Annotated in this window: 11 protein-coding genes; 8 read left to right on the top strand and 3 right to left on the bottom strand. The window is 67.4% G+C overall.

Going from position 1 to position 12,323, the window contains the following annotated elements:
• Positions 1-90 precede the first annotated feature (90 nt).
• From eutB to IB255_RS13820, 8 genes are all read left to right on the top strand, one after another.
• Entirely contained in the window at positions 91-1,065 is a 975-nt protein-coding gene (gene eutB, locus IB255_RS13855; RefSeq protein WP_081518969.1) for a hydroxyectoine utilization dehydratase EutB, read from the top strand.
• On the top strand, positions 1,058-2,050 hold the full coding sequence (locus IB255_RS13850; RefSeq protein ID WP_192210491.1) for a cyclodeaminase: 993 nt from the start codon (positions 1,058-1,060) through the stop codon (positions 2,048-2,050). Before eutB ends, IB255_RS13850 begins: the two co-directional genes overlap by 8 nt.
• 238 nt (positions 2,051-2,288) lie before the next feature.
• Positions 2,289-3,479, top strand: a complete 1,191-nt coding sequence (doeA, locus tag IB255_RS13845) for an ectoine hydrolase DoeA (RefSeq protein WP_081518967.1) — start codon at positions 2,289-2,291, stop codon at positions 3,477-3,479.
• Positions 3,480-3,483: 4 nt separating this feature from the next.
• Positions 3,484-4,500, top strand: a complete 1,017-nt coding sequence (gene doeB, locus IB255_RS13840; RefSeq protein ID WP_081518966.1) for a N(2)-acetyl-L-2,4-diaminobutanoate deacetylase DoeB — start codon at positions 3,484-3,486, stop codon at positions 4,498-4,500.
• An 18-nt stretch (positions 4,501-4,518) separates the two neighbouring features.
• Complete coding sequence (locus tag IB255_RS13835) at positions 4,519-5,007, top strand: Lrp/AsnC family transcriptional regulator (protein ID WP_081518965.1); 489 nt, start codon at positions 4,519-4,521, stop codon at positions 5,005-5,007.
• A gap of 240 nt (positions 5,008-5,247) precedes the next feature.
• Entirely contained in the window at positions 5,248-5,898 is a 651-nt protein-coding gene (locus IB255_RS13830; RefSeq protein ID WP_081518964.1) for a 7-cyano-7-deazaguanine/7-aminomethyl-7-deazaguanine transporter, read from the top strand.
• Positions 5,899-6,032: 134 nt separating this feature from the next.
• Positions 6,033-7,490, top strand: coding sequence for an NAD-dependent succinate-semialdehyde dehydrogenase (locus IB255_RS13825; protein ID WP_081518963.1), 1,458 nt, complete (start codon positions 6,033-6,035; stop codon positions 7,488-7,490).
• A 16-nt stretch (positions 7,491-7,506) separates the two neighbouring features.
• Entirely contained in the window at positions 7,507-8,886 is a 1,380-nt protein-coding gene (locus IB255_RS13820) for an aspartate aminotransferase family protein (RefSeq protein WP_081518962.1), read from the top strand.
• Between the two features lie 56 nt (positions 8,887-8,942).
• On the opposite strand, the gene IB255_RS13815 is transcribed toward IB255_RS13820, so the two are convergent.
• The 3 genes from IB255_RS13815 to trkA form a co-directional block, all read right to left on the bottom strand.
• Positions 8,943-9,260 (bottom strand): tetratricopeptide repeat protein, encoded by a 318-nt coding sequence (locus IB255_RS13815; protein WP_081518961.1) that lies wholly within the window; start codon positions 9,258-9,260, stop codon positions 8,943-8,945.
• 37 nt (positions 9,261-9,297) lie between these two features.
• The gene (locus IB255_RS13810; RefSeq protein WP_081518960.1) at positions 9,298-10,749 is read right to left on the bottom strand and encodes a TrkH family potassium uptake protein; all 1,452 of its coding nucleotides are present in this window, start codon (positions 10,747-10,749) and stop codon (positions 9,298-9,300) included.
• Positions 10,750-10,876: 127 nt separating this feature from the next.
• The gene (trkA, locus tag IB255_RS13805; protein WP_017518880.1) at positions 10,877-12,250 is read right to left on the bottom strand and encodes a Trk system potassium transporter TrkA; all 1,374 of its coding nucleotides are present in this window, start codon (positions 12,248-12,250) and stop codon (positions 10,877-10,879) included.
• Positions 12,251-12,323: the final 73 nt, after the last annotated feature.

The following is a 12,323-nucleotide window of genomic DNA, read 5'->3' as shown; positions in this document are numbered from 1 at the left end:
ACACCTCCGCCCACGACATCGTCCTAGTACATTCATCGCGACAATTACCCGCCCCTACACTCGGCCCCACTGCATTCCCCGGAGGCCGAGATGGAGCCGATTTCCCCCGTCGAGCTGTACCGCGCACGCCAGCGCATCCAGGGCCTGGTGCGGCAGACGCCGCTGGAGCATTCGCCCAGCCTGTCGCGCCTGCTCGGCGCCCCGGTGTATCTCAAGCTCGAATCGCAGCAGATCACCGGCAGCTTCAAGCTGCGCGGCGCGAGCAATGCGATAGCCCAGCTCGATGACGAGCAGAAGGCCAGGGGCGTCGTCGCCGCCTCCACCGGCAACCACGGCCGGGCGCTGGCCCATGCCGCGCGGGTGCTCGGCGTGCACGCCACCATCTGTCTGTCGCAATTGGTGCCGGGGAACAAGGTCCAGGCGATCCGCGAACTGGGCGCCGAGGTGCGCATCGTCGGCCACAGCCAGGACGACGCCCAGGCCGAAGCCGAGCGGATTGCCCGCGAGCAGGCCGCGACGCTGCTGCCGCCCTTCGACCATCCGCAGATCATCGCCGGCCAGGGCACCCTCGGTCTGGAAATCCTCGAACAGCTGCCGGACGTGCGCCAGGTGCTGGTGCCGCTCTCCGGCGGCGGCCTGTTCGGCGGCGTGGCGCTGGCACTCAAGCACGTCGACCCGAGCATTCGCGTGCACGGCATCAGCATGCGCCGTGGCGCCGCCATGGCCGCCAGCCTCGCTGCCGGCCACCCCGTGGAAGTGGAAGAGCTGCCGACCCTGGCTGACTCCCTCGGCGGCGGCATCGGCCTGGACAACCGCTACACCTTCGCCCTGGCCCGCGACTACTGCGACCAGTTGCACCTGCTCGACGAGCCCGCCATCGCCGCCGGCATCCGCCACGCCTACCGCGAGGAACGGCAGGTGGTGGAAGGCGCCGCCGCCGTCGGCATCGCCGCCCTGCTGGACGGCCTGATCGCCCCGGTCGGCCCGGTGGTGGTGATCGTCAGCGGCCGCAACATCGCCATCGAACAACACCAGCAAATCCTCGAGGAATCCGCCCATGGCTGACGTCACCCTGCTCAGCGAAGCCGACCTGCGCGCCTGCGTGGCCATCGACCGGGAGAGCCTCGACGCCGTCGAACAGGCCTTCCGCCTGCTCGCCACCGCGCCGGTGGCGATGCCGCCGATCCTTCGCCTGGACGTGCCCGAGCACAATGGCGAAGTCGACGTGAAAACCGCCTACCTGCCCGGCCTGTCGCGCTTCGCCATCAAGGTCAGCCCCGGCTTCTTCGACAACCCCAGGCTCGGCCTGCCCAGCCTCAACGGCATGATGATGCTGCTCTCCTCGCGCACCGGCCTGCTCGACGCGCTGTTGCTGGACAACGGCTACCTCACCGCCGTGCGCACCGCGTGCGCTGGCGCGGTGGCAGCCAAGTGGCTGGCCCGCGAGGAGTCGCGGCAGGTCGCGCTGATCGGAGCCGGCGAGCAGGCGCGGTTGCAGCTCAAGGCGCTGTGCCTGGTGCGGCCCATCGAGGGTGCCAGCGTCTGGGCGCGGGACCTCGACAAGGCGCGGCACTGCGCGCAGGAACTGAGCGCCAGCCTGGGCATTGCGGTCAGCGCCTGCGCCAGCATCGACGAAGCGCTGGAAGGCGCCGACATCGCCATCACCAGCACGCCCAGCCGTGAGCCGCTGATCCAGAAAAAGCACCTGCGCCCCGGCCTGCACATCACCGCCATGGGGTCGGACGCCGAGCACAAGAACGAGATCGCCGCCGACGCCCTGGCGGCGGTGGACTGCTACGTCGCCGACCGCGTCAGCCAGACCCTGGTGCTGGGCGAGCTGCACCACGCGGTGCAGGCCGGCAACGTCAGCCGGGATGCCGACTTCGCCGAGCTCGGCCAGGTCATCGCCGGGCAGCGCGAAGGCCGCCGCCGTGCCGAAGACATCACCCTCTGCGACCTCACCGGCACCGGCGCACAGGATACCGCCATCGCCGGCCTGGCTTTCCAGCGGGCGCAGCGGATGGGCAAGGGGTTCCGCTTCAGCAGCTGAAAAAATTTCGTCCCGCTTCGCGGGAAGAGCGCCCTCACCCTAACCCTGGCTGCGCGCCCCGCTCCTCAAGCGGGAGAGGGAACTGATCGGAGCCAGCTGACGCCGCAATGTCAGCCGGCTCGGACTGCCCCCACTCCCTCAGGAGCGGGGCGCGCAGCCAGGGCTGGGGTGAGGGGATTGCACAGGCACGGGTTGTCCGGATGAAGCCCGAAACAGATTCCCCCAAGAGGATTTCCGCATGTCCGAAATCGTCGTCAACCTCCCCTTCAGCCGGGAGGAATACGCCCAGCGGATCGCCAAGGTCCGCGCCAGCATGCTTGAGCGCGGCATCGAACTGCTGCTGGTCACCGACCCGTCGAACATGGCCTGGCTCACCGGCTACGACGGCTGGTCCTTCTATGTGCACCAGTGCGTGCTGCTGGCGCTGGAAGGCGAGCCGGTCTGGTTCGGTCGCGGCCAGGACGCCAACGGTGCGCGGCGCACGGTGTTCATGCAGGCGGACAACATCGTCGGCTACCCCGACCACTACGTGCAGTCCACCGAGCGCCATCCGATGGACTATCTGTCCCGCGAGGTCATCGCCGCGCGCGGCTGGGCCGGCCGGACGATCGGCGTCGAGATGGACAACTACTACTTCAGCGCCGCCGCCTTCCGCTCCCTGCAGGCCAACCTGTCGAGCGCGAAGTTCATCGACGCCACCGCGCTGGTGAACTGGCAGCGCGCAGTGAAATCGCTGCGCGAAATCGAGTACATGCGCGTCGCCGCACGCATCGTCGAGAAGATGCACGCGCACATCGTAGAGCGTATCGAACCGGGCATGCGCAAGAACGAGCTGGTCGCCGAGATCTACAGCACCGGCATCCTTGGCGCCGACGGCCATGGTGGCGACTACCCGGCCATCGTCCCCTTGCTGCCCACCGGCGCCGACGCCAGCGCGCCGCACCTGACCTGGGACGACACGCCCTTCGAGCGCGGCGCCGGCACCTTCTTCGAGATCGCCGGCTGCTACAGGCGCTACCACTGCCCGCTGTCGCGCACGGTGTTCCTGGGCAAGCCGCCCAAGCACTTCCTCGACGCGGAAAAAGCCGTGGTCGAGGGCATCGCCGCTGGCCTGGACGCAGCCAAGCCCGGCAACACCACCGGCGACATCGCCCGCGCCTTCTTCGGCGTGCTGGAGAAGTTCGGCATCCACAAGGACAGCCGCTGCGGCTACCCCATCGGCATCAGCTACCCGCCGGACTGGGGCGAACGCACCATGAGCCTGCGCCCGAGCGACAACAGCGTGCTCGAGCCAGGGATGACCTTCCACTTCATGCCCGGCCTGTGGATGGACGACTGGGGCCTGGAGATCACCGAAAGCATCCTCATCACCGAGCGCGGCGTGGAGACCTTCTGCGACTACCCGCGCCAGCTGTTCGTGAAGGAGTGAGGCGATGACCCAAGCATTCGACAAGCCGCTGCGCGAAAACCCCATCGCCGCCAGTGTCGATTTCCTGCGCGACGGCGTGCAGCACGGCCACCTCAAGCTGCCGTACTCGCGGGACGATTCGGCCTGGGGCGCGGTGATGATCCCGATCTGCGTGGTGAAGAACGACAATGGTCCTACCGCGCTGCTCACCGGCGGCAACCATGGCGACGAGTACGAGGGCCCGGTGGCGCTCAGCCGCCTGGCACAGGAGCTGCGCGCCGAGGACATACGCGGCCGGGTGATCATCGTACCCTTCATGAACACCCCGGCGTTCCTCGCCGGCAAGCGCACCTCGCCCATCGACGCCGGCAACCTCAACCGCAGTTTCCCCGGTCGCCCCGACGGCACGGTGACGCAGAAGATCGCCGACTACTTCCAGCGCACCCTGCTGCCGCTGGCGGACGTGGTGCTGGATATCCATTCCGGCGGCCGCACCCTCGACTTCCTGCCCTTCGCCGCCTGCCATGTGCTGCCGGACAAGGCCCAGCAGGAAGCCAGCGAGGCGCTGATGCGTGCCTTTGCCGCGCCCTTCTCCATGCGCATGCTGGAGCTGGACGCGGTGGGCATGTACGACAGCGCCGCCGAGGAGCAGGGCAAGCTGTTCGTCACCACCGAACTCGGGGGCGGCGGTAGCAGCAGCGCGCACACTGTAGCCATCGCCCGGCGCGGCGTGCGCAACGTGCTGGTGCAGGCCGGCATCCTGCGCGGCGACCTGGAGCCGGCGCAGTCGGTGATGCTCGACATGCCCGACGGCGACTGCTTCGTCGCCAGTGAACACGGCGGGCTGCTGGAGATGTGCCGTGACCTGGGTGAGAAGGTCGAACGCGGCGAAGTGCTGGCGCGGGTGCACGACGTGCTGCGCACCGGCGCGGCACCCGTGGAGTACCGCGCCAGACGCAGCGGCATCCTTGCCGCGCGGCACTTCCCCGGCCTGGTGCAGAGCGGCGACACCCTCGCGGTGGTTGCCGAGGTGCTCGACTGAGCCGTTCGGGAGGCAAGCATGATCAAGCTCGACCGTTATGACCTGAAGATCCTGCGCATCCTCGCCGGCGATGGGCGCATCACCAAGTCGAGCCTGGCCGAGGCGATCAACCTCTCGGTCAGCCCGGCCTGGGAGCGCGTGCGCAAGCTGGAGGAGGCCGGGCTGATCAAGGGCTACCGCGCGCAGATCGATTGGTCGGCATTGTTCAAACAGCAGCAGGTGCTGGTGGAAATCACCTTGGCGCGCCACACCGCGCAGGACATGAAGCGCTTCGAGCAGCGCCTGCATCAGGCGCCGGAGGTGGGCTTCTGCTACGCCACCGGCGGCGGGGTGGACTACATCGCGATGATCCAGGCCCGTGACATCGACCATTACCAGCGCTTCATCGACCAGTTGCTGCTGGAGGACGTGGGCATCGAGCGCTACTTCACCTACATCGTCACCAAGGTGATCAAGACGCAGGAGGCGGCGATCCCCGCCGAGGCACTGGAAGGCAGCTCCTCGTAGGGCGAATAACCTGGAACAGGTTATCCGCCGTTTCCATCCGGCGGAAATCCATGCGGCGGATAACGCTGGCGCGTTATGCGCCCTACGGGCAGCTCGCTCCTACATAAACGCCCGTCGGTGGTTGAACAAAATTTGCGCAACAAATCCTGACTTCCAGGTCCGGATCGTATACAATGCGCGCCGCTCGGCATGGTGCCGGGCATGGGTTCCCTCACCCCATCGACGAAAAAGGCCCAAAGCATGTCGGCATCCCTTCCGGCGGCAAGGCGCGGCGCACTCGCCGGCCTGGTCGCGTTCCACATCCTGATCATCATCGCCAGCAACTACCTGGTGCAGCTGCCAATGACCCTATTTGGCTGGCACACCACCTGGGGCGCGTTCAGCTTCCCGTTCATCTTCCTGGCCACCGACCTCACCGTCCGCCTGCTCGGCAAGCGCCCGGCGCGGCTGGTCATCGCGCGGGTGATGATCCCGGCGCTGCTGGCCTCCTACGTGATCTCGGTGATCTTCCAGGAAGGTGCCTTCAGAGGTCTCGCCTCCCTGGGCGAATTCAACACCTTCGTCGCGCGGATTTCCCTGGCCAGCTTCCTGGCCTACGTGTTCGGCCAGATCCTCGACATCCAGGTCTTCGACCGCCTGCGGCGCATGCGCCAGTGGTGGATCGCTCCGGTGGTCTCGACCCTGTTCGGCAACCTGCTGGACACCTTCACCTTCTTCTCCATCGCCTTCTGGCACAGCGACAACGCCTTCATGGCCGAGCACTGGGTGGAGATCGCCTGGGTCGACTACGGTGTGAAGCTGGCGGTCATGCTGATGCTCTTCGTGCCGCTCTACGGCATGCTGCTCAGCGCCATCACCCGTAACCTGCGGCGCCAGACCGCTGTCGTCTGACGCCACCCGAAAAAGCCCAACAGCGGCGGCAGAACTGCGAAAAGATTTGCCGCCGCCATCCCCCGCTTAGGAAAAAACCGCGCGCCTCCGGCCCCTAGCATGGTCTCCATGCCAACCGTCCGGGAGCCGCCGCCATGTCCTTCGCCCATCCCCTGCTGTTCAAGTCGCTCTGCTATGTGAATGGCCACTGGCTGCACAGCGCCAGCGGCACCAGCATCGCCGTCGACAACCCCGCTACCTGCGAAGCCATTGGCCATGTGCCGCTGCTCGATCGCGAGCAGATCGTCGCCGCAGTCGACGCCGCCGCTGCCGCCTTCCCCGCCTGGCGAGCCCGCACGCTGGACGAACGCGGCGCGCTGCTGCGCCGCTGGGCCGAGCTGATTCGCCAGCATCGCGAGGACCTCGCGCAGATCCTCAGCCTGGAACAGGGCAAGCCGCTGGCTGAAGCACTCGGCGAGATCGACTACGCCGCCAGCTTCATTCCCTGGTTCGCCGAGGAAGCGCGACGGCTGAACGGCCGCAACATTCCCAGTCACATCCCCAACGCGCACCTGGGTACGGTGGTCGAGCCGGTCGGCGTCGCCGCCCTGCTCACGCCGTGGAACTTCCCCAGCGCGATGATCACCCGCAAGGCCGCTGCCGCCCTGGCCGCGGGTTGCACCGTGGTGGTCAAGCCGGCTCACGAGACGCCCTACTCCGCCTTCGCCCTGGCGCAACTGGCGGAAGAAGCCGGCTTCCCCGCCGGGGTGTTCAATGTGGTGCTGGGCGAGCCGCAGATGGCCATGGAAACCCTGGTCGGCGACACCCGCGTGCGCGCCGTGAGCTTCACCGGCTCGACCCGGGTGGGGAAACTCGTGCTGCAGGCCGCCGCCCGGGACGTGAAGAAAGTCGCCCTGGAACTGGGCGGCAACGCGCCCTTCATCGTGCTGCCCGATGCCGATCTGGAGCAGGCGGTGCAGTTCGCCCTCGACGCCAAGTTCCAGACCTCCGGGCAGGACTGCTGCGCGGCCAACCGCATCCTGGTCGCCCGTGAACTCTACGAACCCTTCCTGCAGCGCTTCGCCCGCGCGGTGCGTGACCTGCGCGTCGGCCCGGCCAGCGACTCGCGCAGCCAGATCGGCCCGCTGATGCACCAGGGCGCCTTCGACGTCACCTGCGAGCGGGTGCAGGACGCCATCGCCCAGGGCGCGCGCCTGCTCGCCGGCGGTGAGCCCCATGCGCTGGGCGGCTGGTTCCATCAGCCGACCGTGCTGGCCGATGTCACGCCGCAGATGCGCATCTGGCGCGAGGAAAACTTCGCCCCCATCGCCGGCATCAGCGCGTACGACGACCTGGACGAAGCCGTCCGGCAGGCCAACGACACCGAGTACGGCCTGGCCGCCTACCTTTGTGGGCAACGCCTGGATCACATCTGGCCGCTGATGCGGCGCCTGGAGTTCGCCATGGTGGCGGTCAACGGCGCCAGGTTCACCGGCCACCCCATTCCCTTCGGCGGCATGAAGGCTTCTGGCCTGGGCCGCGAAGGCGGCAGCGAGGGCTTCGAGCCCTTCGTCGAAACCAAGTACTTCGCCCTGCACCACGGCGCCATCTGACCGGGAGACCACCGCCATGACCGACTACGCCAAGCTGTTCGAAGACGACCGCGCGCACTTCATGCACCCCTCGACACACGCCCACGATCACGCCAGCGGCGCGTTGCCGGGGCGGATCATCACCGGCGCCTCGGGCGTGCGCATCCGCGACCACCAGGGCCGCGAGCTGCTCGACGCCTTCGCCGGGCTGTACTGCGTGAACATCGGCTACGGCCGCACCGAAGTCGCCGACGCGATCCATGCGCAGGCTACGCAGCTGGCCTACTACCACACCTATGTGGGCCACTCCTCCGAGGCGATCATCGAGCTGTCCGCGCGGATCATCCGCGACTGGGCGCCAGCGGGCATGAAGAAGGTCTACTACGGACTCTCCGGCTCCGACGCCAACGAGACCCAGGTCAAGCTGGTGCGCTACTACAACAACGTGCTGGGTCGGCCGCAGAAGAAAAAGATCATCTCGCGCCAGCGCGGTTACCACGGTTCGGGCATCGTCACCGGCAGCCTCACCGGGCTGGCGAGCTTCCACCAGCACTTCGACCTGCCGGTGGAGGGCGTCAAGCACACCCTCTGCCCGCACTTCTACAAGGCCCCGGCCGGCATGGACGAAGCCAGTTTCGTGCGTCATTGCGCCCAGGAACTGGAGAACCTGATCCTCGCCGAAGGGCCGGACACGGTCGCGGCCTTCATCGGCGAACCGGTGATGGGCACCGGCGGCATCATCGTCCCGCCCAAGGGCTACTGGGAGGCGATCCAGGCGGTGCTGGCGAAGTACGACGTGCTGCTGATCGCCGACGAGGTGGTCTGCGCCTTTGGCCGCGTCGGCGACAAGATGGGCAGCCAGCGCTACGGCATGCGTCCGGACCTGATCACCACCGCCAAGGGCCTGACCAGCGCCTATGCGCCGCTGTCGGCGGTGATAGTCGGCGAAAGGGTGTGGGACGTGATCGACAGCGCGTCGAGCCGCGAAGGCGCCATGGGTCACGGCTGGACCTACTCCGGTCACCCCATCTGTGCGGCGGCGGCGCTGGCCAACCTGGACATCCTCGAGCGCGAGAACATCACCGCCAATGCGGCGGAAGTCGGCGGCTACCTCAACCAGCAGCTGCGCCAGACCTTCGAGGGCCATCCGCTGGTGGGCGAGGTGCGCGGCGACGGCATGCTGGCGGCGCTGGAGTTCATGGCTGACCGCGAGGCGCGCAAGCCTTTCGATCCGTCCCTGAAAGTCGGCCCGAAGGTTTCGGCGGCCTGCCTGGAACGCGGCATGATCGCCCGCGCCATGCCCCACGGCGACATCCTCGGCTTCGCCCCGCCGCTGGTGCTGACCCGCGCCGAAGCGGACGAGGTCGTCGGTATCGCCAAGGCGGCGGTGGATGTGGTGGCGGCCGAAGTTCTGTAGCTGCCCTGCAGGAGCGGGCGATGCCCGCGAAAGGCGTCCAGTGGGCGCCTTTCCGGTTACGCGCCCCTGGCTTTATCCAGCTTGCGCAGGAACACCGTCATTTCCTTCTCCGCCTGCTTGTCGCCATGGGCTTGTGCAGCGGCCAGACCATCGGTCCAGGCCGTGCGCGCGCCATCCAGGTCACCCAGGGTCTGCAGCGCCTTGCCCAGCAGCTTCCAGGCGGCGGAGTACTTCGGGTCCTGCTGCACGCAGCGGCGCAGGTGCTCGGCGGCCCTGGCGGCGTCGCCGGCGTCCAGGTAGCCCTTGCCCAGGCCGAAGCGCAGCAGCGAGTTGTCCACGCCCTTGGCGAGCATCTTTTCCAGCGAGTCGATCATGGCGAGCCTCCGTCAGCAGGCCGCCATTGTGCCTCATTCAAGTGCGCCAGAACGCGGGCGTCAGCAGGATCAGCAGGGAGAACACCTCCAGTCGCCCCAGCACCATGGCCAGGCTCAGCACCAGCTTGGCGCTGGCCGGCAGGCTGCCGTAGTGCACTGCGGCCTCGCCCAGTGCCGGGCCCAGGTTGTTCAGGCAGGAAGCAAGCGTGGAGAACGCGGTGAGCTGATCCACGCCCAGCGCCAGCAGCACCAGCATCAGGCTGACGAAGGTGAGCAGGTAGATCGAGAAGAACGCCCACACCGACTCCACCACGCGATCAGGCACGGTGCGCCGCCCCAGCTTCACCAGGAACACCCCGTTGGGATGCAGCAGGCGCAGGAATTCGCGCATGCCCTGGCGGTACACCAGCAGCATGCGCATCACCTTCATGCCGCCGCCGGTGGAGCCGGCGCAGGCGCCGATGAAGGTGCTGTAGAGCAGCAGGTAGGGCAGCAGGGTCGGCCAGCTGCTGAAGTCGGCCAGGCCGAAGCCGGTGGTGGTCGCCACCGAAACGACCATGAACGCGGCGTAGCGGATCGACTGCAGCGGCGAGTCGTAGTGGTGCTTGAGGATCAGCGTCGCCGCGGTGATCAGGAACAGCACCAGCAGGATGCCGAGGTAGGCCCGGCACTCGGTGTCCTTCAGGTAGTGCCGCAGGCTGCGCTGGCGCCAGGCGAGGAAGTGCAGGCTGAAGTTGATCCCGGAAATCACCAGGAAGGTCATGCAGATCAGCTCGATCAGCGGGCTGTCGAAGTAACCGATGCTGGCGTCATGGGTGGAAAAGCCACCGATGGCGATGGTCGAGAAGCTGTGGCCGACCGCGTCGAACAGGTTCATGCCGGCCGCCCAGTAGGCCAGCGCGCAGGCCAGGGTCAGGCCGCAGTAGAGGAACCACAGGGTCTTGGCGGTATCGGCGATGCGCGGCGAGAGCTTGTGGTCCTTCAGCGGGCCGGGCATTTCCGCGCGGTACAGCTGCATGCCGCCGATGCCCAGCATCGGCATCACCGCCACGGCCAGCACCACGATGCCCATGCCGCCCAGCCATTGCAGCTGCTGGCGGTAGTAGAGGATCGCGTGCGGCAGCGTATCGAGCCCGGTGAGCACGGTGGCGCCGGTGGTGCTGAGGCCGGAGAAGGACTCGAACAGCGAATCGACCACACCCATGTGCGGCGCGTCCGACAGGGCGAAAGGCAAGGCGCCGAACGAGCCCAGCACGATCCAGAACAGCGCCGTTACCAGGTAGCCGTCGCGGATGCGCAAATCCTGCTTGTGCCGACGGCACGGCCACCAGATGGCGAAGCCGGTCAGCAGCGTGACCAGGAACGACAGCGCGAAGGGCTGCCAGGAGTGCTCGGCGTAATGAAGGTCCACGAGCAGCGGCGGCAGGTGCGTGGCGCTGAACAGCATCAGCAGCACGCCGAGGATTCGACCGATGGAGGAGTAGCGCATGACCGGAGGCAGGCAAGCTGGAACAGGCCGCGCAGGGTGACAAGGGAAGCGGGTTGGCGCAGTAGGACCTGTCTGAAACCGCCTCGGATTGATCTGGCGGGCCACCCAAGGGTGGCCCACCCCAGGATCAGAAGAAGGTCAGGCCGGCCTGGAACAGCCGCTCGACGTCGCGGATGCGCTTCTTGTCCACCACGAAGAGGATCACGTGGTCGCCGGATTCGATCTTCGTCTCGCCGTGGGCGATCAGCACGTCGTCGTCGCGGATCACCGCGCCGATCGTAGTGCCCGGTGGCAACTGCACCTCGTTGATCTTGCGGCCGATCACCTTGCTCGACTTGGCGTCGCCGTGGGCGACCACTTCGATGGCTTCGGCGGCGCCGCGGCGCAGGGAGTGCACGCTCTCGATGTCGCCGCGACGCACGTGGGTCAGCAGGGTGCCGATGGTGGCCAGCTGCGGGCTGATGGCGATGTCGATCTCGCCGCCCTGCACCAGGTCGACGTAGGCGGGGTTGTTGATCAGCGTCATCACCTTGCGCGCGCCCAGGCGCTTGGCCAGCAGCGAGGACATGATGTTGGCCTCGTCGTCGTTGGTCAGGGCGAGGAACAGGTCGGTGTCGCCGATGTTCTCCTCCAGCAGCAGGTCGCGGTCCGAGGCGCTGCCCTGCAGCACGATGGAGCTGTCCAGGCTGTCGGACAGGTGCCGGCAGCGGGCCGGGTTCATCTCGATGATCTTCACCTGGTAGCGGCTCTCGATGGCCTCGGCCAGGCGCTCGCCGATGTTACCGCCGCCGGCGATGATGATCCGCTTGTAGCTGTCCTCGAGCCGGCGCATCTCGCCCATCACGGCACGGATGTGGGCCTTGGCGGCAATGAAGAAGACCTCGTCGTCGGCCTCGATCACCGTGTCGCCCTGGGGAATGATCGGCCGGTTGCGCCGGTAGATCGCCGCCACGCGGGTATCGGCGTTGGGCATGTGCTCACGCAGCTGGCGCAGCTCCTGCCCCACCAGTGGGCCGCCGTAGTAGGCGCGGATGCCCACCAGCTGTGCCTTGCCCTCGGCGAAGTCGATCACCTGCAGGGCGCCGGGGTACTCCACCAGGCGCTTGATGTAGTTGGTCACCACCTGTTCGGGGCTGATCAGCACGTCGACCGGGATCGCCTCGTTGTCGAACAGCCCGGCGCGGGTCAGGTACGCCGCCTCGCGCACGCGGGCGATGCGGGTGGGAGTGTTGAACAGGGTGTAGGCGACCTGGCAGGCCACCATGTTCACCTCGTCGCTGTTGGTCACCGCCACCAGCATGTCGGCGTCGTCGGCGCCGGCCTGGCGCAGCACGGTGGGGAACGAGGCCTTGCCGTGGACGGTGCGGATGTCCAGGCGGTCGTTGAGGTCGCGCAGGCGTTCGCCGTCGGTATCGACGACCGTGATGTCGTTGGCTTCGCTGGCGAGGTGCTCGGCCAGAGTGCCGCCGACCTGGCCGGCACCGAGGATGATGATTTTCATGAGAGCTCTTTGTTGACTCCTTAGCGGAGGGATTGCGAGCTAGAACGAGACTAGGAAGAGTGCGGTTTGGAAG

It is taken from the genome of Pseudomonas sp. PDM22 (assembly GCF_014851965.1).
GTDB lineage: Bacteria > Pseudomonadota > Gammaproteobacteria > Pseudomonadales > Pseudomonadaceae > Pseudomonas.
The sequence above is the reverse complement of the archived record's forward strand: the minus strand, read 5'-3'. Positions and strand labels throughout refer to the sequence as shown.